General features: G+C 67.2%; 25 protein-coding genes and 1 riboswitch. Of the genes, 13 read left to right on the top strand and 12 right to left on the bottom strand.

What is annotated here, in order from left to right; all coding sequences use genetic code 11:
• Window positions 1–36 precede the first annotated feature (36 nt).
• The 3 genes from ACFWO8_RS04925 to ACFWO8_RS04915 all read left to right on the top strand — a co-directional run bounded on the left by ACFWO8_RS04925 (window position 37) and on the right by ACFWO8_RS04915 (window position 1395).
• Entirely contained in the window at window positions 37–279 is a 243-nt protein-coding gene (locus ACFWO8_RS04925) for a DUF2191 domain-containing protein (protein ID WP_378942388.1), read from the top strand.
• A 73-nt stretch (window positions 280–352) separates the two neighbouring features.
• Window positions 353–1132, top strand: coding sequence for an SDR family oxidoreductase (locus ACFWO8_RS04920; RefSeq protein ID WP_378942381.1), 780 nt, complete (start codon window positions 353–355; stop codon window positions 1130–1132).
• Window positions 1099–1395 (top strand): hypothetical protein, encoded by a 297-nt coding sequence (locus ACFWO8_RS04915; RefSeq protein WP_378942378.1) that lies wholly within the window; start codon window positions 1099–1101, stop codon window positions 1393–1395. Before ACFWO8_RS04920 ends, ACFWO8_RS04915 begins: the two co-directional genes overlap by 34 nt.
• 31 nt (window positions 1396–1426) lie before the next feature.
• Here the strand turns inward: ACFWO8_RS04915 and ACFWO8_RS04910 are convergent, their stop codons facing one another.
• From ACFWO8_RS04910 to ACFWO8_RS04900, 3 genes are all read right to left on the bottom strand, one after another.
• Window positions 1427–3517 carry a glycosyltransferase family 39 protein gene (locus ACFWO8_RS04910; protein WP_378942373.1) on the bottom strand — a complete coding sequence of 697 codons (2091 nt, stop codon included), beginning with the start codon at window positions 3515–3517 and terminating at the stop codon, window positions 1427–1429.
• Window positions 3514–4830 (bottom strand): glycosyltransferase, encoded by a 1317-nt coding sequence (locus ACFWO8_RS04905; RefSeq protein ID WP_378942368.1) that lies wholly within the window; start codon window positions 4828–4830, stop codon window positions 3514–3516. Before ACFWO8_RS04905 ends, ACFWO8_RS04910 begins: the two co-directional genes overlap by 4 nt.
• A 69-nt stretch (window positions 4831–4899) precedes the next feature.
• Window positions 4900–5526, bottom strand: coding sequence for a class I SAM-dependent methyltransferase (locus ACFWO8_RS04900; protein ID WP_378942358.1), 627 nt, complete (start codon window positions 5524–5526; stop codon window positions 4900–4902).
• A 150-nt stretch (window positions 5527–5676) separates the two neighbouring features.
• Here ACFWO8_RS04900 and ACFWO8_RS04895 point away from each other — a divergent pair, with 150 nt between their 5' ends.
• Window positions 5677–6402 carry a TetR/AcrR family transcriptional regulator gene (locus ACFWO8_RS04895; protein ID WP_378942351.1) on the top strand — a complete coding sequence of 242 codons (726 nt, stop codon included), beginning with the start codon at window positions 5677–5679 and terminating at the stop codon, window positions 6400–6402.
• A 113-nt stretch (window positions 6403–6515) separates the two neighbouring features.
• Here ACFWO8_RS04895 and thiD read toward each other — a convergent pair whose 3' ends face one another.
• Window positions 6516–7364 carry a bifunctional hydroxymethylpyrimidine kinase/phosphomethylpyrimidine kinase gene (thiD, locus tag ACFWO8_RS04890; protein WP_378942344.1) on the bottom strand — a complete coding sequence of 283 codons (849 nt, stop codon included), beginning with the start codon at window positions 7362–7364 and terminating at the stop codon, window positions 6516–6518.
• 80 nt (window positions 7365–7444) lie between these two features.
• Between thiD and ACFWO8_RS04885 the strand changes: the two genes are divergently transcribed.
• Complete coding sequence (locus ACFWO8_RS04885; RefSeq protein ID WP_378942330.1) at window positions 7445–8587, top strand: GTP-binding protein; 1143 nt, start codon at window positions 7445–7447, stop codon at window positions 8585–8587.
• A 104-nt stretch (window positions 8588–8691) separates the two neighbouring features.
• On the opposite strand, the gene ACFWO8_RS04880 is transcribed toward ACFWO8_RS04885, so the two are convergent.
• On the bottom strand, window positions 8692–9828 hold the full coding sequence (locus ACFWO8_RS04880; protein WP_378942314.1) for an epoxide hydrolase family protein: 1137 nt from the start codon (window positions 9826–9828) through the stop codon (window positions 8692–8694).
• Window positions 9829–9917: 89 nt separating this feature from the next.
• Between ACFWO8_RS04880 and ACFWO8_RS04875 the strand changes: the two genes are divergently transcribed.
• The 8 genes from ACFWO8_RS04875 (at window position 9918) to ACFWO8_RS04840 (ending at window position 15279) form a co-directional block, all read left to right on the top strand.
• Window positions 9918–10565 (top strand): TetR/AcrR family transcriptional regulator, encoded by a 648-nt coding sequence (locus ACFWO8_RS04875; RefSeq protein WP_378942309.1) that lies wholly within the window; start codon window positions 9918–9920, stop codon window positions 10563–10565.
• 75 nt (window positions 10566–10640) lie between these two features.
• Window positions 10641–11063 carry a VOC family protein gene (locus tag ACFWO8_RS04870; protein ID WP_378942302.1) on the top strand — a complete coding sequence of 141 codons (423 nt, stop codon included), beginning with the start codon at window positions 10641–10643 and terminating at the stop codon, window positions 11061–11063.
• A 45-nt stretch (window positions 11064–11108) separates the two neighbouring features.
• Window positions 11109–11915, top strand: coding sequence for an ABC transporter permease (locus ACFWO8_RS04865; protein WP_378942294.1), 807 nt, complete (start codon window positions 11109–11111; stop codon window positions 11913–11915).
• Window positions 11916–12006: 91 nt separating this feature from the next.
• Entirely contained in the window at window positions 12007–12762 is a 756-nt protein-coding gene (locus tag ACFWO8_RS04860) for an ABC transporter ATP-binding protein (RefSeq protein WP_378942284.1), read from the top strand.
• 48 nt (window positions 12763–12810) lie between these two features.
• Window positions 12811–13791 (top strand): aliphatic sulfonate ABC transporter substrate-binding protein, encoded by a 981-nt coding sequence (locus tag ACFWO8_RS04855; RefSeq protein ID WP_378943222.1) that lies wholly within the window; start codon window positions 12811–12813, stop codon window positions 13789–13791.
• Window positions 13792–14006: 215 nt separating this feature from the next.
• Window positions 14007–14438 (top strand): SRPBCC domain-containing protein, encoded by a 432-nt coding sequence (locus ACFWO8_RS04850; RefSeq protein WP_378942279.1) that lies wholly within the window; start codon window positions 14007–14009, stop codon window positions 14436–14438.
• Complete coding sequence (locus tag ACFWO8_RS04845; protein WP_378942270.1) at window positions 14428–14757, top strand: ArsR/SmtB family transcription factor; 330 nt, start codon at window positions 14428–14430, stop codon at window positions 14755–14757. Before ACFWO8_RS04850 ends, ACFWO8_RS04845 begins: the two co-directional genes overlap by 11 nt.
• A gap of 15 nt (window positions 14758–14772) precedes the next feature.
• Window positions 14773–15279 (top strand): SRPBCC domain-containing protein, encoded by a 507-nt coding sequence (locus ACFWO8_RS04840; protein WP_378942264.1) that lies wholly within the window; start codon window positions 14773–14775, stop codon window positions 15277–15279.
• A 63-nt stretch (window positions 15280–15342) separates the two neighbouring features.
• Here ACFWO8_RS04840 and ACFWO8_RS04835 read toward each other — a convergent pair whose 3' ends face one another.
• From ACFWO8_RS04835 to ACFWO8_RS04805, 7 genes are all read right to left on the bottom strand, one after another.
• Window positions 15343–16134: a thioesterase family protein gene (locus tag ACFWO8_RS04835; RefSeq protein ID WP_378942259.1), complete on the bottom strand. Its 792-nt coding sequence runs from the start codon at window positions 16132–16134 to the stop codon at window positions 15343–15345.
• A 44-nt stretch (window positions 16135–16178) separates the two neighbouring features.
• Entirely contained in the window at window positions 16179–16373 is a 195-nt protein-coding gene (locus ACFWO8_RS04830; protein WP_378942254.1) for a hypothetical protein, read from the bottom strand.
• Between the two features lie 167 nt (window positions 16374–16540).
• Window positions 16541–18184, bottom strand: coding sequence for a phosphomethylpyrimidine synthase ThiC (gene thiC, locus ACFWO8_RS04825; RefSeq protein WP_378942245.1), 1644 nt, complete (start codon window positions 18182–18184; stop codon window positions 16541–16543).
• Window positions 18177–18301, bottom strand: a riboswitch (TPP riboswitch). (Overlaps the previous gene by 8 nt.)
• Window positions 18302–18374: 73 nt before the next feature.
• Window positions 18375–20633 (bottom strand): MMPL family transporter, encoded by a 2259-nt coding sequence (locus tag ACFWO8_RS04820; RefSeq protein ID WP_378942240.1) that lies wholly within the window; start codon window positions 20631–20633, stop codon window positions 18375–18377.
• A gap of 181 nt (window positions 20634–20814) precedes the next feature.
• On the bottom strand, window positions 20815–21990 hold the full coding sequence (fahA, locus tag ACFWO8_RS04815; protein ID WP_378943217.1) for a fumarylacetoacetase: 1176 nt from the start codon (window positions 21988–21990) through the stop codon (window positions 20815–20817).
• Window positions 21991–21992: 2 nt separating this feature from the next.
• Window positions 21993–23195, bottom strand: a complete 1203-nt coding sequence (locus tag ACFWO8_RS04810; protein WP_378942237.1) for a homogentisate 1,2-dioxygenase — start codon at window positions 23193–23195, stop codon at window positions 21993–21995.
• A gap of 70 nt (window positions 23196–23265) precedes the next feature.
• Window positions 23266–24075, bottom strand: a complete 810-nt coding sequence (locus ACFWO8_RS04805; RefSeq protein WP_378942229.1) for an exodeoxyribonuclease III — start codon at window positions 24073–24075, stop codon at window positions 23266–23268.
• Between the last annotated feature and the right edge of the window lie 11 nt (window positions 24076–24086).

Raw genomic sequence — 24086 nt, 5'->3', positions numbered from 1 at the left:
TGTAAACAGGCAGTTCGTCTGCAATAGGGTCTGGGTATGACGAGGCGACGGATCGAGATCGACGATGAGCTGCTCGAATATGCGCAAGACGCACTCGGGACCAGTGGCGTCGCCGATACGGTCCGCGCTGCGATGAAGGCGGCTGTGGTCGCTCGCGCTCGCACGCGGGAAATCGAATGGCTGGTCGGCGGTGGCATGGCCGAGATGGCTGACAAGAGTCAGCGCGAGGTGGTGTGGCGAAGGCGAGTTGCGCCGCCGGGGAATCTCGAGACGCGCTGACTTGGGATGTCACACTCCGGTCGGCTGCTTCGTCGACTCTGTGAACGCGAAAGAAGCGACTGAGGAGTGGATCATGGTGGAGCGGAAGAAGATCGCGGTGGCCGGGGCGACCGGGCGGTTGGGTCGGCATGTGGTGGATGTGCTGGTCGAGCGTGGGCATGAGGTCGTTGCCTTCTCGCGGGCCAACGGTGTCGACATCGAGACCGGTGTGGGGCTCGACGAGGCTTTGACCGGGGTCGACATCGTGATCGACGCGTCGAGTACGCCCTCGGCTGATCAGCAGGTGGCGACCGAGTTCTTCACCGTCGCCGCGCGGAATCTGCACGCGGCGGGGGAACGGGCCGGGGTCGAGCGGCTCGTTGTGGTGTCCATCATCGGGATCGACGGCTCGCTCGCCGGGTACAACGCCGCCAAGCTCGCCCACGAGCAGGAGTTGCTCAAAGGTGCGTTGCCGGTGCAGATTCTGCGTGCGGCGCAGTTCCACGAGCTCGTCGAGGTCATGGTCGGCTGGGGCACGAAGGATGCCGTCGCCTACCTTCCGGCCATGCGCACCCAGCTGGTCGCGGCCCGAACTGTCGCCGAGGCACTGGTAGACCTCGCCGCGAATCCGATTCCCGCCGAGGATATTCCGTTCCCCGAGATCGCGGGCCCGCAGCCGGAAACGATGGCCACCGCGGCCACCGCTCTGGTCGCGACTCGCGGCGATGCCCTGCGGATCATCGAAACCTCCGACACCGCCAACCCCGACCGCGAGCAATTCGAAAACGGCACCCTCCTGCCTTCCCCGCACGCCACCTTGGCCGGTCCGACCTTCGCCGAATGGATCGCCGCCCCGGTGCCAGCTGTTCGCTGACGCCGCTGACCTGGGGCAGCTCGAGCGATGGTCACGGTGCCAGCCGTTCGCTGACGCCGCTGACCTGGGACAGCGCGAGCGATGGTCACGGTGCCAGCCGTTCGCTGACGCCGACGATCTGGGGCGGCTCGAGCAATGGTCACGGTGACCGCCGTTCGCGGGCGCTGCCGACCTGGGGCTTGACCGAGCAAGGGCCCGCGGGCGACCGACGGGATGTGACCTCGGGCAGCGACACGAAGGCTGGGCCCGGCGGATCGGGGTGATCCGCCGGGCCCAGCCTTATGTCGGGACGGCTTACGGCTTCGGTTGGGTGAGGTCGTAGAGGGTGACCCCGTCGACCGTCGTCGCGGTGTAGTTGGCCGTCACCCAGGCGGTGATCGCCGAGCTGGTCGACTCACTGCTCCCACCGGGACCACCGCGCCCACCGGCGACGAAGTAGTGGATCTTTCCCTCGGCCACGTACTGCTGGAACTGTTCGAGAGTGGGCGACGGGTCGCTGCCGTTGAAGCCGCCGATCGGCATCACGGGCAGTTCGGTGGCGAGCTGGTACCCGGCGGCACTGTTGGAACCGACCGCCGCGGCGACCCAGGTGTAGTCGGTGCCGTTCGCCTCGAGCAGGGTGACGATCTGGTCGCCCGGACGTGATCCGCCCAGCAGTCCACCCGGGCCACCCATGCGCTGGTCACCACCGATCGACATGCCGTCCGGGGCGGTCGCACCCTGCGCGGAACCGTCCGGCGACGCCGCGCCGTCTTGCCCGGGCACGCCACCGTCCGCGGGCGTGCCGGTCTGCTCGCCAGGCGAAGTGCCACCCTGCGGCGCACCATCCCCACCACCGGTAGTGGCGGATCCATCGGCGCCGGGCCAGCCGTCGTCTCCGCCGGGACGCATTCCGGGCCAACCCATTCCGCGCATCCCACCGGAATTCGGTCCAGCGGACGGGATCGCACCGGCATGCGCGGACGCGAGGGTGTCGACGGAGTAGGCGATCGGCCCGGCGAGCCCGACGAAGGCGGCGGCCAGCGCGATGATCACCGACTGCTTGCGGGCCGGCGGGAACACGAAGGCAACAGTGGCGATAACGCCGACAACCAGGATCGACCATCGCAACCATGGCTGGAAGGAAGCGCTGCGCGACAACAACATCCACGCGGTCGCCGTGGTGAGCCCGATGGCGACAGCGCCCGCGCACCGCACCGGTAACCGGTCACGCGCACCCCAGATCTGCACGGCTCCGATCCCGGCCAGCGCCGCGACGGCAGGCGCGAGCGCCACCGTGTAGTACTGGTGGAAGATCCCCGCCATGAAGCTGAACACCAGCCCGGTGACGAGAAGCCAACCGCCCCAGAGGATCAGCGCCGCCTGTCGGCGATCGGTGCGCGGCGCTCGCCCGCGCAACATGAGCCCCACCACCAGCGCGACCAATGCGGCGGGAATCAGCCAGGCGATCTGACCGCCCTGCGCAGGCTCGAACATCCGGGTGATCCCGGTGCTTCCCCACATCCCGTTTCCGCCGGCGGGCAGTTCGCCGCCGGGGCCGACGCTGCCGGTCTCGTTGCCGTTCAACCGCCCGAGCCCGTTGTATCCGAGGGTCAGCTCGATGATCGAATTGTTCTGCGACCCACCGATCCACGGCCGGGAATCCGATGGCCACAGCTCTACCGCGAGCAACCACCAGCCCGCCGCGACAACCATCGCCGCGCCGGCGGCGAACAACTGCGCAACCCGCTTGCCCAGCTTCGGCGGCCCGGCGACCGAATACATCAGTGCCAGCGGCGGCACCACCAACAGCACCTGCAACTGCTTGGCGAGGAACCCGAATCCGATGAACGCGCCGGTGAGCAGCAACCATCGCCACCGCCCGTCCTCGACCGCACGCGTCATCGCCCACGCGGCCGCGATCATCAGCAACACGAGCAGCGCGTCAGGATTGTTGAACCGGAACATCAGCACCGCAACGGGAGTCACGGCCAGCACCGTGCCCGCGATCAACCCCGCCGCGGGCCCGAACGATCTGCGCACTGTCGCCCACAACAGCGCGACGCTCGCGACTCCGAGCAGGACCTGTGGCACCAGCATGCTCCAGCTGTTGAGCCCGAACAGCCGTACCGAAAGTCCCATCACCCACAGCGAAGCGGGCGGTTTGTCCACCGTGATCGAGTTCGCGGCATCGGAGGAGCCGAAGAAGAACGCCTCCCACGATTGCGAACCCGCCTGTATCGCAGCGGCATAGAAGTCGTTGGCCCACCCGTTGGCGCTCAGATTGATGAGATAGGCGATCAGCGTGCCGAGCAGTAGCGCCACCAATACGGGGCGCTCCCAACGCTTTCGGGTCGGCGCGGCGATCTCGATGCCGGTTGAGGATGGTGCGATGGTCGTGGTCATCGACGCACCCCCACTGAGTTCAGGGGTGCTGTCGAATCCGCCGCGTTCGCGGTGCGGTCCGTAGCCCCGATCGCCGCAGTGGCGGTGGTGTTCGCGGGCCGATCGGCGCCCGCGTGCCGGAAGACCCAGCGCAAGCCCACGAAACGAGCAAGGGTCGCAACAAGATTGGCGGTTATCAGCACGGTGAGCTCCACCGCGACGGGAGCATCAGGAGCCCAGCGATGCAGAGCGAACAGCGAGCCGCTGGTGATCGCCAGCCCGAACGCGAAAATGGCCAAGCCCTGGAACTGGTGCGACATCGCGTTGCCGCGCCCGCGCACCCCGAAGGTGAATGCCCGGTTGGCGGCGGTATTGCCCACCGCGGTGATCAGCAGCGACACCAGATTGGCGCCCTGGCTGCCGACCAGCGGCTGCAACAGCAGGTACAGCGCGATGTAGGCGAGCGTCGAGGTCACCCCGACGATCGCGAACCGCACCAGCTGCCCGACCATGCCGAGCGGCACCCCGGCGACCAGCGGTTCGCGACCGACGGCGGCCCGCAGATCGTCCAACGGGAGGGTGCCGGTGGTCAGTGCCCTGGTCAACCGCCAGATCCCGCGCAGATCCTTGCGCGCGGTATCGACGATGTCGACCCGGCTGTCCGGATCGTCGATCCAGTCGACGGGCACCTCGTGAATTCGCAGCCCCGCCCGCTCGGCCAACACCAGCAGCTCGGTATCGAAGAACCACTCGCCATCGCGCACCAGCGGCAGCAGCTGGCGGGCGACCTCGGTTCGCACGGCTTTGAATCCGCATTGCGCATCCGAAAAGCCGGCCCGCAGAGTTGTTCTCAGCAGCAGGTTGTAGCAGCGGGAGATGATTTCACGCTGGGGTCCGCGCACCACGCGGGCCGACGCGTCGAGCCGGGTGCCGATCGCGAGATCGGAATGCCCGGACACCAGCGGTGCGATCAGCGGCAGCAGCGCGTTCAGGTCGGTCGACAGGTCGACATCCATGTACGCGACCACCGCCGCATCCGACCCTGCCCACGCGGTCCGCAGCGCCCGCCCACGCCCTTTGGCATCCAGGTGCAGCACCTCGACGCCGTCGAGTTCCGCCGCCAGCAGCTCGGCCACCGCGAGGGTGGCGTCGGTGCTGGCATTGTCAGCGATGGTGATGCGGGCCGTGAACGGGAATCCGGCGCGCAGATAGGCATGCAACCTGCGCACGCACAGGCCGAGATCGACCTCTTCGTTGTAGACGGGTATCACTACGTCGAGCACCGGCGCGCGGCTGCTCTGCATGGCCTTCTGCTCGGCCTCGGTCTGAGTCATGACACCCAGACTCGATGGCCGCGCTGCCACCGAGCTGGGACCGAGCTGGGAGGTTGCTGGGGATCGTGATCAGCCGCGACGCACGCGCAGCACGCTGTCGGCGCGCTCGCCGACCACGCCGTCGGGGCTGGTCGAGGCGCTGTGGACGAGCTCGGCGGTCTCGACCTGCCAGTCGGGCCCGAGCCCGAGCTGCTCGAGCACCTGCTCGATGGTCGGGAACACATGCTCGTGCATCGCGCTCGCGGCCCAGCTCGGCGCGGCCGCGTGCGCGCCGATCACCAGCACACCGCCCGGCGCGACGGCGGCCGCCGCACTGCGCAGGATCCCGGCCCGCTCGTCCGGCCGCTCCACCGGCGAGTGCAGGAACTGCGCGGACACCAGGTCGAAGGTGCCCGCGGGGAAACTCGCCTGCAGGTCGTGGCGATCCCACACGATCGTCACCCCGGCCTCGGCTGCCCGCTGCGCACCGCGCTCCATCGCGGTCGCGGAGATGTCGACTGCGGTGACCTGCCAGCCGCGCTGTGCCAACCAGATCGCGTCGGCACCCTCGCCACACCCCAGATCGAGGGCCGTCCCCGCGTTCAGCTCGGACACCTCACGCACCAGCAGTGGGTTCGGGTTACCGGTCCAGATCTGCGCACGTTCGCGGTAGAAGTCTTCCCAGAACTCTTCGGCGTTCGCCACGGTCTCGGTCATCGATGCTCCTGGTCGGTCAGGGTGAAAGGATCATCCGATAGTGCATCGGCACCTCCGATGACCGCCAGAAATCTTGCCGTTCCAGCAAATGTGTTTCCACTCTCGGTGGGGTGCGTAGCCCGCGGGCCTGCCCGCCCTAGTATTACTACCGTGACGCGCGGTTACCCCAAAACGGACGAGGCGCCGCGTCGTCGTGTCGACGCGCGGACCGAACGCTGGCGCGAGCATCGCGTGCGGGTGCGCATCGAATTCGTCGATGCGGCTTTCCGGGCGCTGGATCAGTTCGGGCCCGATGTGAGCATGGGCGATATCGCCAAGGAGGCCGGCGCGGCCAAGCCGAAGCTCTATCGCCATTTCGAGGACAAGACCGACCTGTACAACGCGATCGTCGACCGCGTGCGCGACATGCTCTGGGAGCGCGTGCTCACCAGCGTGAACCTCACCGACGATTCCATCGCCGAACTCGTTCACACCGCGGCTACCGAGTATGTGGCGGTGGTGTCGGCACACCCGAATGTCTTCCGGTTCATGCTGCACAGCCATTTCAGCCAGCAGGCCAAGGAAACCGAACGCGCGCTGGTCGCGGCCCGTCAATCGGCAAGGCGCGCAGCGGAATTCTTCGCGGGCCTGCTCCCGACGGAATCGATCGACGTGACCGGGATCGAATTGGTGAACTATTCGATTTTCGGTGCGGTCGCCTCGGCTACGGACTGGTGGCTCGGCGCGAATCAACGCGAAGTATCGGCGATGCCGGTCGAGCGCTTCGTCGACTATCTGGCCGAGAGTATCTCGGCATTGGCACAGGCACATGCCCGCTTCAACGGGGTCAAAATCGACCCATCGAAACCTCTGCACAACGCTTTTGGTCTCGACTGAATCCTCGCGCCCGACACGAACTCCGTTGTTCTCGCCGATCACGCCGTTGGGGTCGGCTGGGGGTGCGATGGGTTCAGTATGAACCTGGGCACCGACAAGTTCGCGACGCCACGCTAAGCGTCGGTGTGCAGTCTCCAGAGCGGGGAGACGGGGCCGTGACCTGCGCCGAGGTTGTAGGAAGCGGCCAGGCAGCGGTAGGTCCACTCCTTGGCGAACTCCACGGCGTCGGGCACCGAGTAGCCGTTGGCGAGTGCGCTGGCGATCGCCGCGGCCAGGGTGTCGCCACCGCCGTGGTCGTTGCCGGTGGCGATGCGCGGTGCGGTGAACTCGCGGAAGGTGTCGCCGTCGTAGAGCAGGTCGGTGCTGAATTCCGAGGCGCGCAGGTGCCCGCCCTTCACGATCGCCCACTGCGCCCCCAGCGCGTGCAATGCCTCGGCGGCCTTGCGTGCGGTGGCGTCGTCGACCACTTCGATACCGGTGATCAGGCGCACCTCGTCGAGGTTCGGGGTGACGACCGTCGCGAGCGGAATCAGCGTGTTACGTACTGCCTCGAGGGCTTCCGCGTGTAGCAGCGGATCTCCGTGCATGGAGGCCGCGACCGGATCGACCACCAGCGGGATGGTGCCGGCGCGCCCGATCCCGAGCTCATCGCATACCCCGGCGACCGCCTCGATGATCGCGGTGGACGCGAGCATGCCGGTCTTGGCGGCACCGATGCCGATATCGCGAACGACCACCCGCACCTGATCGGCCACGATCTGCGCCGGGATCTCGTGAAAACCGCTGACGCCCACCGTGTTCTGCACGGTCACGGCGGCCACCGCCACGCACGCGTGCACCCCGCACAGCGCCATGGTGCGCGAATCGGCCTGGATGCCGGCGCCGCCACCGGAGTCGGTGCCCGCGATGGTGAGCGCGCGAACGGGGGTCTGGCCATCAGGGGTCAGCGGCAACATCTTCACGCCCCAACCCTACGGCTCGTGCCGGTCTGCGCGAGACCCAGGCAATCGCTAGAAAATGAAAACCATTATCATTAACTCTCGTGACCAACTCCCTGACGCATCTGCCCGTCACCGTCCTGTCCGGCTTCCTCGGCGCGGGCAAGACCACGCTGCTCAACCACATCCTCGCCAACCGCGACGGCCGCCGGGTCGCGGTCATCGTCAACGACATGAGCGAGGTCAATATCGACGCGGCGCTGATCGCGGGCCAGGGGCACCTCGACCGCACCGAGGAAAAGCTGGTCGAGCTCACCAACGGCTGCATCTGCTGCACCCTGCGCGAGGACCTGATCGAGGCCGTCGCCCGCCTGGCGCGCGAGGGCCGCTTCGACCAGTTGGTGATCGAGTCGACCGGAATCTCCGAACCCATGCCGGTGGCCGCCACCTTCGACTGGGAGTTCGACGACGGGTTCCACCTAGGCGACATCGCCCGGCTCGACACCATGGTCACCGTCGTCGACGCCTCCACCTTCCTGGCCGAACTGGTTCGCGGACAGGCGCTGGCCGAGCGCGATCTCGAAGCGGGGGAGGGTGACGCCCGCTCGATCGCGGATCTGCTGGTCGACCAAGTGGAGTTCGCCGACGTGCTGCTGATCAACAAGACCGACCTGGTCAGCGCGAACGCCGCGGCCACCGTCGAGGCGACGGTGCGCAGGCTCAACCCGCGCGCCCACGTGCTGCGCACCGAGAAGGGTGTCGTCGACCTGTCCGAGGTGCTCGCCACCGGCCGCTACAGCCTGGAAGTCGCCGCCGAATCCGAAGGCTGGGCAGCGGAATTGGCGGGCGGGCACACTCCCGAGACCGAGGAATACGGGATCAGCAGCATCAGCTTCATCGCCGATCGCCCGTTCCATCCGCAGCGCCTGGCCGACGTGCTCGCGCGACTGCGGGGGATGTTGCGCAGCAAGGGATTCTGCTGGATCGCGAGTCGCCCCGAGCTGGCGGCGATCTGGTCGCAGGCCGGTCCGAATATCACCTTCGAACCCGGCGCGTGGTGGTCGGAACTGGAAGTTCCCGCCGGACAGGAACTCGTGTTCATCGGGGTGCGCCTCGACGCGCCCGCTGTCCGGCGCGAGCTCGACGCCGCGCTGCTCACCGACGCCGAGTTCGCGGCGGGCGCGAGCGCGTGGACCGGCTACCCCGATCCGTTCCCGGCGTGGGGTGAGCTGCACGAGCATCACTGATTGGCAACTTTGGTGCGCGTATCACACTGCGCTGGTGCATGATTCGAATGGGTCGCGACCCACGCACCGATGAGGGGAGCGTGGGCCGCGGCACCTGAAGAGAATCAGGCGAGCCCGGCGAAGAACTCACGGATGTCGCCGACCAGCACCTCGGGTGCCTCATGCGCCGCATAGTGCCCGGCCGCGTCGTTCGCGCCGCCCGTGCCCGCGCTGGTGTCGTAGGAATTCCAGCTGACGATCTTGCTGTGGTCGCGCTCGGCGAACCGGCGGATCGACTGGAAATCGCCGGCGAACATCGCCAGGCCCGTCGGGACCGTGGTCGGCTCGGTCGGCTGCTCGCCCGCGTGCGCGTCTTCGTAGTAGAAGCGCAGCGACGAACCGGCGGTCCCGGTGAGCCAGTACAGCGCCACATTCGCGATCACGAACCGCGCGTCGAGCGATTCGCCGAACAGCTGCGCGTTCCAGCCGAGCAGGCCCACCGGGGAATCGGCCAGCGCGTAGGCCAGGGTCTGCGGCTGCTGGCTGTGCAGGGTGTTGAAGGCCATCTTGTTCGCGTGGAACCACTGAAGATGGTGCAGCGCGGCCATATCGGCCTCGTCGAGGCCTTCGAACTCGGCCGGGTCGCCGGACGGGAACGAGAACAGTTGGGTGACGTGCACGCCGATCACAGTGTCGGGGGCGATCCGGCCGATTTCGGGCGAGACCATCGAGCCGCCGTCGTTGCCGATGGCGCCGTAGCGCTGGTAGCCGAGGCGATCCATCAGCTCGGCCCAGGCGCGGGCGGTGCGGTAGCGGTTCCAGCCGGTGCTGCGGGTGGGGCCGGAGAAGCCGAAGCCGGGCAGCGAGGGGATGACCAGGTGGAAGGCGGGCTGATCGGCCGATTCCGGCTCGGTGAGCGGCGCGATCACGTCGAGGTATTCCAGGACCGAACCGGGCCAGCCGTGGGTGAGGATCACCGGCGTGGCATCGGCGCGCGAGGAGCGGATGTGCAGGAAGTGGATGTCCTCGCCGTCGATCTCGGTGGTGAACTGCGGGTAGGCATTGAGCTCGGATTCCACTGCACGCCAATCGAACTCCTCGAGCCAGTACTCGGCGAGGGTCTTGACCCGGCCGGCAGGCACGCCGTACGCGTCGCCGACGCCGGGCAGCTCGTCCGGGTACAGGGCGCCGCGCAGGCGGTTGGCGAGATCGTCGAGCCGGGCCTGCGGAACTTCGATCCGGAACGGGGTGATGGTGGCCATGTCGACTCCTCCTATTGAAACGGAATGTTTCGTTCTGTTCCAAATGTAGCAGAACGGATCATTCCGTTTCAAGTGGTAGGCTGATATTCATGGCGAACCAGACCGAAACCGCAGATCAGCCACGCTTGCCCGGCCGCAAGGCGCAGGCCGCGCGCAACAACGGACTGATCCTCGATGCGGCCCGCGCGGTGTTCCTCGACGATCCGAACGCGCCGATCGCCGCCGTCGCGGAACGCGCGGGGGTCGGGATCAGCGCGCTCTACCGGCGCTATCCGAGCAAGGAGGTGCTGCTGCGCACGCTCTGCCACGAAGGGCTGCGGCGGTTCAACACCGAAGCCGATGCGGCGCTGGAGGATTCGGATGGGTGGCGGGGGTTCGTCGGATTCCTGGAACGGGTCGTCGAGGCCGATGTGCACTCGCTCACCGTGCGGCTGGCGGGCACCTTCACTCCCGACGAGTCGATGCTGCCCGACGTGATGCACTCGGGCGAGGCCGGTGAGGAACTGGTCCGCCGCGCCCACGCGAGCGGCAGGCTTCGCCCCGATGTCGACGCCCTCGACCTCGGCCTGATCTTCGAGGCCTGCGCCGCGATCACGATGCCGGACCCGGTGCGCACCGCCGAACTGCGCCAGCGGGTCCTCGCGTTGATGATCGACGGGCTCACCGCTGAGGGGCGGCTACCTGGTCCGCCCCCCGCTACCGGTGAATTCGCCTGGCGCTGGGAACGTCGGTCCTGAGCGCTTACCTGGCCCCTGCTGTGTACGGGCTGGCAGACTTGGGATTTCACCCGGACTACAACGCGGAGGCGCGTAGTGAACTGGACTCTGGAAGTTGTGATCGTCCCGGTCTCCGACATCGACCGGGCCAAGGATTTCTACGCCACCCAGCTCGGCTTCGCCGTCGACCACGACACGGTGATCTCCGACGGCGTGCGCATCGTGCAACTCACCCCACCCGGCTCGGGCTGCTCGATCGTCATCGGTAAAGGTGCCGTGCCGGAGATGCCGCCCGGCTCGCTGAAGGGCCTGCAACTCGTGGTCCCTGATATCGAGCAGGCGCACGCGGAGCTGGTGGCGCGCGGGGTCGAGGTCAGTGCGGTGCAGGAGCTCGGCGAGAATCCGCGGCCCGTCCCGCATCGGCTCGACAATGTCGGCTTCGTCTTCTTCAGCGACCCCGACGGCAATAGCTGGGCGGTACAGCAGATCTCCAGCAGAGCCGACAAATCCTCGAGCTGATTCGAACCCTGTCGGTGTGCCGCCTCGGGCGGGCACCATGCTCGCATGCTGTTGGAGAGGCCCACCGAAACCGGCGAGCGACGGATCCCGCTGTACCGCCGCCCCGGGTTCCTTCGTGCGCTCTCGCCGATCGCGGTGTTGCTCATCTGGCAGCTCGCCAGCGCCAGCGGCTCGATTCCCGCCAAGAAGCTGCCCGCGCCGTCCGCGGTGCTGGACGCCGGCCTGGAGACCTACCGATCCGGCCAGCTCACCGAGGCCCTGCTGGTGTCCGGCCAGCGCGCGCTGTACGGCTTCGCGCTGGGCGCGGTGCTCGCGCTGGCGCTCGGTGTGCTCGCCGGCCTGAGCAAGATCGGTGAGTACGCGGTCGACCCGCCGCTGCAGATGATCCGCACCATCCCGCTGTTCGGCCTGATCCCACTGTTCATCATCTGGTTCGGCATCGGCGAGGAACCCAAGGTCTACCTGATCGCGCTCGGCGTGTTCTTCCCGCTGTATCTCAATACCTTCTCGGGCATCCGCCAGCTGGACCCGAAACTGCTCGAACTCGGCAGCGCCCTGCACCTCGGACTCGTCGAACGCCTGCGCCTGCTCGTCCTCCCCGGCGCGCTGCCGCAGATTCTGGTCGGTGCGCGCCAGAGCCTCGGCATCGCCTGGCTCTCGCTGATCGTGGCCGAACAGATCAATGCCAGTGCGGGACTCGGCTTCGTCGTCAACAACGCCCGCGAATTCCTGCGCACCGACATCGTGGTGTTCGGCCTGGTGGTCTACAGCCTGCTCGGCCTGCTCACCGACTCGATCGTGCGGCTGCTCGAACGCCGCGCCCTGCGTTGGCGCCCGGCGGTGCACCGCTGATGTCCGCCACCTCCGCCGACCAGCGGACCCACCCTGTCCCGCTGGTCGGCAGGCCCGCTACCCGCCGCCGTTCGATTACGAGGTTCACATCATGACCGCTGCCGCCGCGACTGTCACCCCCATCTCCGCTCGGCCGACCCGTGCGGCCGCCGCGCGAATCACCGGGCTGAGCAAGCGATTCGGTGAACGCACTGTGCTCGACGGGATCGATCTCGAGATCGGCGCGGGCGAGATCGTCGCGCTGGTCGGACGAAGCGGATCGGGCAAGTCCACGCTGCTGCGCATTCTCGGTGGACTCGATACCGCCACTCGCGGTGCGGTTTCCGTCGAGGGCAGGCCGACCATCGTCTTCCAGGAAGCGCGGTTGATCCCGTGGCAGCCGGTGGTGCGCAATGTCGCCCTCGGCAGGCCGAAGCCACGCCATCGACGTGCCGACGAGCAAGCCGCCCGCGACCTGCTCGCCGAGGTCGGCCTCGCCGGTCGCGTCGACGCGTGGCCGCTCACGCTGTCCGGCGGTGAAGCCCAACGTGCCGCGCTGGCGAGGGCATTGGTGGCCGAGCCGACCCTGCTGCTGCTCGACGAGCCCTTCGGCGCCCTCGACGCATTGACCCGGTTGACGATGCACGACCTGCTTCTCGGCCTGCACGCCCAGCGCGAATTCGGCGTATTGCTGGTGACCCACGACGTGCTCGAGGCGATCACCCTGGCCGACCGTGTGCTGGTCCTCGACGATGGCCGCATCGCCGCCGACGTGGCCATCGAACTGCCACGCCCACGCACCGCCGCCGCGCCGGAAGTCGCCGAGTACGCGACGCAGCTGCTCGCGCTGCTCGGTGTCACCCACTGATCCCCTCCGCACCATCGCACGAAAGTTGCCCCAGTGAAACGCAATCCGATGTCCCGCCTGGCAGGTCTCGCCCTCGCTGTTGTCGCAACGCTCGCACTGAGCGCCTGCGGCGACGACGCGGCGACCGAGGCCGCACCCTCGGGGCCGGTCGACCTCAGCACCGTCACGCTGAAAGTCGGTGATCAGAAGGCGATTTCGATCGAGGTGCTGTTGAAGGCATCGGGGCAACTGGAGAACCTGCCCTACAAGATCGAATTCTCCACCTTCACCGCCGGTCTGCCGCTGGTCGAGGCGGCGAGCGCGGGCGGCATCGATATCGCCCAAACAGGCAATACCCCAGTAATTTTCGGCGCGGCCGCCGACGCCGACATCAAGATCGTCGGCGCGCTCTCGGCCACCGGTAAGGGTGACGCGATCCTGGTCGGCAAGGACTCGACCATCGGCTCCGTCGCGGCACTCAAAGGAAAGAAGGTCGCCGTCTACAAGGGCAGTTCGGCCAACGCGAACCTGCTCCTGCAACTGCAGAAGGCGGGCCTGTCGCTCAGCGATGTCGAGCCGGTCTACCTCGCCCCCGGCGACGGCTACACCGCGCTCACCCGCGGTGACGTCGACGCCTGGGCCACCTGGGACCCCTACACCGCCATCGCCGAAAAGGAGATCGGCGCCAAGTCGATCGCCACCGCCGACCAGGCGGCCAACGGCTACAACTTCTGGGTCGCGGGCAACAAGACCGTCGCCGACGCGGGCAAATCCGCCGCGCTGGCCGACTTCTTCCAGCTCTATGCCGCGGCAACCAAGTGGTCCTCGGACAACCTCGACACCTGGTCGACCAAGTACGCCGAACTGACCCAGATCAGCGTCGACGCCTCCCGCACCACCTGGACCCGCTCGATCAAGGAGCCGATCAAGCTGACCGACCAGGTCATCGCCTCCGAACAGGAGATCGCCGACGCCTTCACGAAGGCCAAGGCCATCCCCGGCAAGGTCGACTTCAAGTCCTTCGTCGACACTCGGTTCGACAAGGCGTAGCTCGCCCGACACGCTGCGCGGATGAGGTCGCCGATGTTGTGCGCCGCCGACGGTTCGGACGTGCACTGGCGAAATCGACCACTTCGGCTTCGGCCAGTCAGAAAACTGACTAGAACGCGGTGGATTGGGCGATTATGCCGGACCAACCCTTGACGCAACCAATCGGTTGCAATACATTGAATAGCAACCAATCAGTTGCTATTAGAGGAGGCGTCATGGGATTCCCTGATCAGATCGTGCGGACCGTCGAGCTCGCGCATCCGCCCGCCAAGGTGTGGGCGGCGATCACTACCGCGGAAGGGCTGGGGAGCTGGTTCGGCAATACCGCCGAGATCGACCTGCGGCCGGGTGGGGACATGCGGATGACCTGGAAGGAAGGGTTCGCCGCGGACATACGGGTGGAGCGGGTCGAGGAGCCATCGGTGTTCGGCTACACCTGGCCGATCAACGGACTGCCCGACGACGACCCGCGGCGCACCTATGTGGAGTTCAGCCTCGAGCCGGTCGGTGCTGGAACCCGCCTGACCGTAACCGAGACCGGCTTCGCCCAACTGCCCGATGAAGCGCACAAGGAGGCGTTCGAGGGCAATGTCGGCGGCTGGAAGAGCGAGCTGGGCGAGCTCGTCGAGTACCTCGATGCGGCCTGAGCTGGAGGCCACCGCGGAACGGGTCTTCGTCGCGCTGGCCGATCCGAGCAGGCGGTCGGTACTCGCCGCACTCGCTCAGCACGGTCCGGCCACCGCGACCGACCTCGCCGATCGACTGCCCATCACCCGGCAGGCGATCGCGAAACACCTTGCCCTGCTCGCGGATGCGGGCCTGGTGATCGCGGAACCGGGGGAGCGGCGCAGGGTGCGCTACCGCCTCGACTCCGCTCCTATGCAAGTGGCCCAACAGTTTCTGGCCGCCGTGGCCCGCGACTGGGACAGGCCATTCGAGGCCCTCCGGAACTACCTGGACGGCTGAACCGAAGGAAAACTCATGAGCGACAACAACTTCACCGCGACCGCGACTGTCGACGCGAGCCCCGAGGAAGCATTCGCGGCGATCAACAATGTCCGCGGCTGGTGGAACGAGACCATCGAAGGCACCACAGGAGCCGTTGGCGACAGCTACCGCTTCGAGGTCCCCGGCGCCCACCGCTGCACGATGACCACCACCGAGTCGATCCCTGGCAAGCGCCTGGTGTGGCACGTCACCGACGCTTACATCTCCTTCATCGCGGACACCAGCGAATGGGAGGGCACCGACGTGGTTTTCGACCTCATCGACCGTGACGGCGGCACCGAAATCCGCTTCACCCATGTGGGTTTGCGGCCCGCCGACGAATGCTACGAAGTGTGCGCCAATGCCTGGGGTGGCTACATCACCAAGAGCCTGTACGGGCTGATCACCACCGGCACCGGTGACCCGTTCCGGACCGACAGCACCTTCGATTCCGAACTGCTCAAGCATGGCAACACTGACCTGGTGAAGCCGCGCCACTGAGGCACGGCCGCACCTGACGGGTGTCGCGGATCAGCCAGCGGCGCCCCCGCGATCTGGCAGTCGCTAACGCGGTGCCAGCAGCAGCGTTTGGGTGCTGCGACCCAATGGCCCGGTCTCGTCGAACAGCGCGGATTCGGCGAGGCCGATGCCGTGCGGCTGGGGATGGGTGACCGCGTCCAGACACACCCACTCACCGACCGGCTGACGATGCAGGGTCACGGTGAGGTCGGTGTTGATGAACAGGTATTTCGACCAGTCGAGGACCGCACTGACCCCGTTGCCGGAATCGGCGGCGGCCAGTGTGCGTTCCAGCGGACTCGGGGTGGTGCCCGCGACGATCGGGTACTTCAACCGGATCCAGCAGACAGCGGGACCGGGCGCGGCGAAAGAGCCTGCGGTGAATCGATATTCGATACCGGTGTGGAAACCGATCTCCTGCTCGGACGGAAACGCCTCCGGCTCCGCCGCCGCGGGCAGCGGCCTGGTGCCGGTCGGCAAGAACTCCGCGGGCAGATCGAGCGCGGGCTCGGCGAGCTTGAGCCGCCACGCAGTGGCCTGCATCACCGGCCCACGCTCCGACGACAAGGTCGCCTCGATCAGCTCGACACTGCGCCCCGACCGCACCACCTTCGCCTGCGCGGTGAGCGGAGCCAGCGGCACCGGCCCGAGAATCTCGACGGCGACCCGCCCGACCTGAAACCCCGGTCGCGGCGCACACCGCTCGATCACATGCCCGAGCAGCGCCGACGGTGGTCCCGCGTGCTGGGCGTCCGGCGACCACGGGCCGCGCGTCAGCTCGGTCGAGATGTACCGATCGGGGTCGGCGGGGTCGGTGAGATAGAAGGCATCGGCCACCTCGCCGACGTTACCCCGCCGACCCTTCGTGGCGGGATCGCGCTCTACGCGCTGCCCGTGGTCAGAGCTGTGAACAGGTCGAACAGGGGGCGCAGGGCGCACGGGCTGGTGTCGGAGGTGCAGCCGATGGACGAGGACCCGGAGTCGGCGACCGGCAGCGATGCCGCAGAGGCGGTGCCGAGCGGGGCGGCGAGGGACAGGGCGGCGGCCGCGAGGGCTCCGGCGACGATGCGCTTCATGTGGTTCAGCTCCAGTGTTCGGCGTGTCGGTAGGTCGACACGCCGCCAACTTTACCGAGCGGCACCGCGAGCGAAAGCCCCGAAATCCAGGGGTGCACGCAGCACACCTGCACAGTGCGACGCCCGCCCGATCGGGGAGATCGGACGGGCGTCGACAGTGCTAGCGGTCAGGAGACGACCGGGAGATACACCTTGCCGCCCTGGTCGGCGAACTCGGCGGACTTCTCGGCCATGCCCGCCTCGATCGCGGCGACATCGGTGAGCCCCTGCTTCTCCGCGTACTCGCGCACGTCGGCGGAGATGCGCATCGAGCAGAACTTCGGACCGCACATCGAGCAGAAATGGGCGGTCTTGGCGGGCTCGGCCGGCATCGTCTCGTCGTGGTACTCGCGGGCCGTGTCGGGGTCGAGCGAGAGCGCGAACTGGTCGTGCCAGCGGAATTCGAAACGGGCCTTGGACAATTCGTTGTCGCGGTCCTGGGCGTGCGGGTGACCCTTGGCGAGGTCGGCGGCGTGGGCGGCGATCTTGTAGGTGATCACGCCGACCTTGACGTCGTCGCGGTTGGGCAGGCCGAGGTGCTCCTTGGGCGTCACGTAGCAGAGCATCGCGGTGCCGGCCTGGGCGATGATCGCGGCGCCGATGGCCGAGGTGATGTGGTCGTAGGCGGGCGCGATATCGGTGGCGAGCGGGCCCAGAGTGTAGAACGGGGCCTCTTCGCAGAGCTCTTCTTCCAGACGAACGTTCTCGACGATCTTGTGCATCGGCACGTGGCCGGGGCCCTCGATCATCACCTGCACGCCATAGGATTTCGCGATCTTGGTGAGCTCGCCGAGGGTGCGCAGCTCGGCGAACTGGGCCTCGTCGTTGGCGTCGGCGATGGAGCCGGGACGCAGGCCGTCACCGAGGGAGTAGGTCACGTCGTACTTCGCGAGAATCTCGCACAGCTCACGGAAGTGCGTGTACAGGAACGATTCCTGGTGATGCGCCAAACACCAGGCGGCCATGATGGATCCACCGCGCGAGACGATGCCGGTCACCCGCTTGGCGGTGAGCGGGATGTAGCGCAGCAGCACCCCCGCGTGCACGGTCATATAGTCGACACCTTGCTCGCACTGCTCGATCACGGTGTCGCGGTACATCTCCCAGGTGAGCTTGGTGGGATCACCGTTCACCTTCTCCAGTGCCTGGTAGATCGGCACAGTGCCGATCGGGACCGGAGAGTTGCGCAGGATCCACTCGCGGGTCTCGTGAATGTTCTTGCCGGTGGACAGGTCCATGATGGTGTCGGCGCCCCAGCGCGCGGCCCACACCATCTTCTCGACCTCTTCGGCGATCGACGACGACACCGCCGAGTTGCCGATATTGGCATTGATCTTGACCAGGAACTTCTTGCCGATGATGGTCGGCTCCAGCTCCGGGTGGTTGTGGTTGGCCGGGATCACCGCGCGACCGAGCGCCACCTCGTCACGCACCAGCTCGGGCGAGACACCCTCGCGGGCGGCGATGAACCGCATCTCGGGGGTGATGATGCCCTGGCGAGCCCAGGCGAGCTGAGTCGGCGGGCCGTCGACGGCGGGGGAGTCCCATTCGTCGCGCAGTTTCGGCAGGCCTGCCTCGAGGTCGATCACCGCGTTGTCGTCGGTGTACGGACCGGAGGTGTCGAAGACATCGAAGTGGTCGCCGTTGGTGAGGTTGATGCGGCGAACCGGGATGCGCAGGCCGTCTACCTCCTGGTAGTGCTTGACGCTGCCCTGGATCGGACCGGTGGTGACGGTGTCGACCGCCCCGTCAGAAGACGTGCTCGAGCCCATGATTCTTCCTCCCTACGCCGGCATTATCCGGTCAGGTTCATACGGTCGACGGCCCTGACGCCCGATTGGGCTAGCCGTCCTCTCAGCCCGCTGGTGCGAGCCCCCGTTGGTGTGAATTGCCCCGCCGACGATACCCGCCGGGATTCGCGACCCGCCCGGGGATAGACCGGACGGATCGCGCGCGCGGTCGCTACCTCGACGCCGAGTGGAGCCGCTTCGGTGCGTCGTGGGCGATGTCCTCGGCCTCGTCGAGCCCGAACTTGTTGTGCAGCACCACGAGGGGCTTGGGCGCCCACCAGTTCCAGGTGCCCATCATCCGCATGAGTGCCGGTGCGAGCAGGCCACGGATCACCGTCGCGTCGCTGATCACCGCGAGCGCGCAGCCGAGGCCGAACAGTTTCATCATCGACACACCCGAGGTGGCGACGCCGAGGAACACGATGCTCATCAGCAACGCGGCGGCGGTGAAGATGCGCCCGGTGCGGGCCACGCCCATCGCGACGGCCTCGGTATTGCCCGCGGTGGTCTTCGGCCCGGCCAGCCATTCCTCGCGAATCCGCGACAGCAGGAAGACCTCGTAGTCCATGGACGCGCCGAAGGCCAGGCTGAACATGAGGATGGGCATGGCCAGGTTGAGGGTGCCGGTGGCGGTGAAGCCGAGCAGCCCCGACAGGTGACCGTCCTGGAAGATCCACACCATCGCGCCGAACGTCGCCGCCAGCGACAAGATGTTGAGGATCAGTGCCTTGATCGGCAACACCACGCTGCCGGTGAACAGGAACAGCAGCACCAGGGTGGTGAGCGCGATCAGCGCGCCGGCCAGCGGCAGTTTGCCGGTGATCGCGGTGACCGAGTCTTGATTCAGCGCCCCAGGGCCGGTGATCAGGGCCTTCGATGGTGCGGCGACCGTGCGCAGGGTGTCGAGCTGGGCGCCGCCCGCGCTGGAGTAGGGGTCCAGTGAGGTCGCGACCGACAGGTAGGCGCCGTGCTGCGGGTCCGTCATCTCGGGCACGCCCGCTGCTACCCGCATCCCGTTGCGATACACCGCAGCACTGCTGAGGACGGCCGGTACATCGGGGACCTTGGACAGCTCGCGGGCGTAGGTGTCGAGTTCCGCTGTACTGCCACGGAACTCGGGCAGCACGATGGTCGCGCTCGAGGCGAGGTCGGCGTCGAATTCGGTGCGCAGGATGTCACCCACTTCGCGACTGGCGACGTCGGTGGGCAGCGCCCGGTCGTCGGGATAGCCGAACTGGACACCGAGGAACGGCGCGCCGAGCAGCAGCAGGAACGCGGTGGTGGCCAGCGCGATCGACATCGGCCGCTTCATCACGGCGATGACAAGGCGATACCAAAACGTCTGACGCGGTGCCTTTTCCGTCCTCGGAGCCAGCCGGAACAGCCGGCGGATCGGTGCGCGCAGGTCGCCCGCATCGATGCGATGACCGACCAGAATGAGCAGGGCGGGCAGCACGATCACCGCGGCGGCCGCCGCGGCGGCGACCACGGCGATGCCCGCGTACGCGAACGACCTGAAGAAGTACTGCGGGAACACCAGCAGTGCCGACAGCGAGAGCGCGACGACCAGTGCCGAGTACACGACCGTGCGACCAGCGGTGCGGATCGCGCGGGTCACCGCCGCGGCCGGGGTGGCGCCCGCCGTCAATTCTTCGCGATACCGGCTGACGATGAACAGGCTGTAATCGATCGCCAACGCCAGTCCGAGTGCCGTGGTCATGTTCAGCGCGAAGATCGACACGTCGGTGAGAGCGGTCAGCACGCGCAGAATGCCCAGCGACGCCGCGATGGCGAACAGTCCGATCGCCACCGGCAGCGCGGCGGCCATCAGGCTGCCGAACACCAGCGCCAGCAGCAGACCGGTGATCGGGATCGCGATCGCCTCGGCGATGATCAGATCCTTGCTGATCTGGGTGTTGATGTCGCCGAAGGTCGCGGCGAGCCCACCGGCCTTGATCGTCACCGGACCGCTGTCGATCTGCAGTTCTTCGCTCAGTTTCGCCGCTCGAACCGGCAGCTCGGCATCGTCGCCTTCGATGCTGGCCAGGATCAGCGCGTGCTTGCGGTCCTTGCTCAGCATTGCCTGTTTGAGGTCGGGGCGCGCGGTCCAATACGACTGCACCCCGCTGACTATCTCGGAATGTGCGTCGAGGACGGCGATCGCATGGTCGGCGGCCGCGCGCGCGGCGGCGGAATCGGCCACGTCATCGGCGGAGATCGTCAGGACGTAGTTGGGCTCGCTACCGGGGAAGTGGTCGCTCAGGTATTGGCTGGCCTGCACCGAATCGAGATCGTCGGTGACGAATCCGCCCGATTTCATGTGCGAGTGCACGGTGGCGCCGATCGCGCCACTCAGGATCATCAGCAATAGCGCGACCGCGACCACCAGCCGTGGTCGGGCAACGGCGGTGCGGGCGATACTCGTCAACATCGTCGGGTGCCCTCTGCTCGGAAACGTTCGAACCGTCACCGTATCCCGCGCCCGAATCCGCCCGATACCGCCTCGGGGTGGAGGTAGGTCGAGTACCATCTCCGCCCCTGGGTGGACGCGGCGGCAGGCCCGCACCCGCTATCGGTGCTTCGGAGCTCGGCTGCCGCGAGAATTCGGGGCCTCAGGTGTCGCGTGCCCGCAGGATTCGGCCGCCGACCTCGCCGAGACCGATTCGCTTGCCCTCGGTGCCCGGCGCGGTGGCGGTGATCGTTACCTCGTCGCCGTCGGCCAGAAAGGTGCGTGTCTGATCGTTCACCGTGATGGGTTGGGTACCACCCCAGGACAATTCGATGAAGGAGCCGCGTTGGGCAGGCCCCGGGCCGGAAATCGTGCCGGAGGCGTAGAGGTCGCCAGGGCGGATCGAGGCGCCGTTGGCGGTGAGGTGGGCCAGCATCTGGGCGGGGGACCAGTACATGCGTGAGTAGGGCGGGTGTGCGACGACGTCGCCGTTCCAGGCGACGGTCAGATCGATATCGAGGCCGAAGTTGCCGGTGCCGCGCAGGTAGGGCAGGGGTTCGGGGTCCTGTGCCGGTAGCGGTACCCGGGCCTGCGTCAGTGCGGCCAGCGGGGTGATCCAGGCCGAGATCGAGGTGGTGAACGATTTGCCGAGGAACGGGCCGAGCGGTTGGTACTCCCAGGCTTGGATATCGCGAGCCGACCAGTCGTTGACCAGGGCGACGCCGAAGACATGCTCGGTGAACTCGTCGACAGTCACCGGTGCGCCGAGGGTGGAGCCGGTACCGACGACGAAGCCCAATTCGGCCTCGATGTCCAGCCGTTCCGACGGTCCGAAATCGGGTGCGCCGGAGGCTGTGCGGCGCTGGCCCCGCGGCCTGATGACCGGCGTATCCGAGACGACGACGGTGCCTGCCCTGCCGTGATAGCCCACCGGCAGATGCCGCCAATTCGGTAGCAGCGGTTCACTATCCGGGCGGAACAGCCTGCCGAGGTTGGTGGCGTGGTCGATGCTGGCGTAGAAGTCGACGTAATCGCCGATCCGCACCGGCAGCGCCATCCGCACCGAGGACAGCGGGTGCACGGCATCGACGGGCAGCGCGGTGCCTGCGAGTTCACGAAGCCGGTCGCGGACTTCGCGCCAGCGGCTGTGGCCCTGTGCGAGAAAGGCATTCAGGTCGGGACGGCGGAACACCGCATCGTCGAGCAGCGCGGCCAGATCGAGCACCGAATCGCCCAATCGGGTACCGACGCGGAACTCACCACCGGGTGGTGCGAAAACGCCGTAGGGCATGTTCTCCGCCCCGAACAGGGAATCGGCGGGGACCTCCACACGCAGCAGGCTCATCGCAGCCCCGGCCCGCGACCCGACCACGTCCACGCATAAGCCGGATCTTCGCAGGCCAGCGCGCCCTCGCCGAGTTGCAGCGGCCGGAACGTATCCACCATCACCGCCAGTTCGTCGAAGAACTCCGCCCCGATACTGCGTTCATAGGCACCGGGTTGTGGCCCGTGCGCGTAACCACCCGGATGTACCGACACCGAACCCTGGGTGATGCCGGAACCCTTGCGCGCCTCATAGTTTCCGCCGCAATAGAACATGATCTCGTCGGAATCCACGTTGGAGTGGTAGTACGGCACCGGAATCGACAGCGGGTGATAGTCGACCTTGCGTGGCACGAAATTGCAGATGACGAAATTGGTGGCCTCGAAGGCCTGATGCACCGGCGGCGGCTGATGTACGCGGCCGGTCAGCGGTTCGAAATCGGCGATATTGAACGTGTACGGGTACAGGCAGCCATCCCAGCCGACGACATCGAACGGATGCCTCGCGTACGTCATCCTGGTGCCGATCACCTCGTTGCCCGCGCGATGCTTGACCAGCACCTCCACGTCGGTGTCCTCGACGAGCAGCAATTCGAGCGGTCCGTGCAGATCCCGTTCGCAGTACGGCGAATTCTCCAGCAGCTGACCGAATTTCGAGAGATAGCGCTTGGGCGGGGTGATGTGGCTCGACGCCTCGATCACATACGCGCGCAACGGTTCCTCGCCCATCGGCAACCAGCGGTGGGTTGTCGCCCGCGGCATCAACACCTGGTCTCCCTGGCGCACCGGCAAGATCCCGAACACGCTCTCGACCACGGCCGCACCGGATTCCACGTACACCAGCTCGTCGCCGATGGCATTGCGGTACAGCGGCGACGCGCCCTTGGCGACCACGTACGAGATCCGCACATCGGCATTGGCCAGCAGCAACCTGCGCCCGGTCACCGGGTCGGTCGTGGTGGGTGTATCGCCGGGGAACAGCAGCGGCAGCCGCAGATGTCGGTGGTGCAGTGGATGATTCGGCGTCAAGGTCTGGTCGGGTAGCTGCCAGACGGTCGCATCGACGATCGCGGGTGGCAAGGCGCGGTGATAGAGCAGCGAGGAGTCCCCGGAGAACCCCTCCTCGCCCATCAACTCTTCGTAGTAGAGGTTGCCGAACTCATCCCGATGCTGAGTATGGCGCTTCGGCGGCACTGACCCGACGCGGCGATAGAACGACATAAGGGATACCTCCCGCTACGTTGCAGCTGGAACTTCCACCTCCAACGTACCGAGAATGCGCGCCGACCACTCAGAATTCGGCGATGACCGGGGCGTGGTCACTGGCGCCCTTGCCTTTGCGTTCCTCGCGGTCCACCGCAGCGTCCTTGATCCGGTCGGCGAGGGCGGGGGAGGCGAGGATGAAATCGATGCGCATGCCCTCCTTGCGGGGGAAACGCAGCTGGGTGTAGTCCCAGTAGGTGTAGACGCCGGGGCCGGGGGCGAACGGGCGCATCACATCGCGGAAGCCGAGATCGAGCATGGACGCGAACGCCTCGCGTTCGGGCGCGGAGGTGTGGGTCTTGCCGATGAACAGCTCCGGCGCCCAGACGTCGTCGTCGGTGGGGGCGATATTCCAGTCGCCGACCAGCGCGATCTTGGCCTCGGGGTCGTCGGCCAGCCAGCCCGCCGCCTTCGCGTGCAGGGTCGAGAGCCAGTTCAGCTTGTAGGTGTAATGCGGGTCGGTGAGCGAGCGGCCGTTGGGGACATAAAGGCTCCACACCCGCACCCCGCCACAGGTCGCACCGAGCGCGCGCGCCTCGACCACCGGCGATTCGATCAGCGAATCGCCCGCGTCCTTGTCGAAACCGGGCTGATCGGGGAACGCGAGCTCGACATCGGTGAGCCCGACCCGCGAAACGATCGCGACACCGTTCCACTGATTGAGCCCCACGTGCGCCACCTCGTACCCCGCGGCCTCGAACTGCTCGAAGGGGAACTGATCGTCACGGCACTTGGTCTCCTGCAACGCCAGCACATCGATGTCGTGGCGGTCGAGAAAAGCGATCGCCCGATCGACGCGGGAGCGGATCGAGTTGACGTTCCAGGTGGCGAGACGCACGACAGCGAGGG

The organism is Nocardia sp. NPDC058480 (assembly GCF_042720495.1).
In the GTDB taxonomy this organism is placed as follows: domain Bacteria; phylum Actinomycetota; class Actinomycetes; order Mycobacteriales; family Mycobacteriaceae; genus Nocardia.
This window is presented reverse-complemented; position numbering and strand designations above follow the sequence as displayed.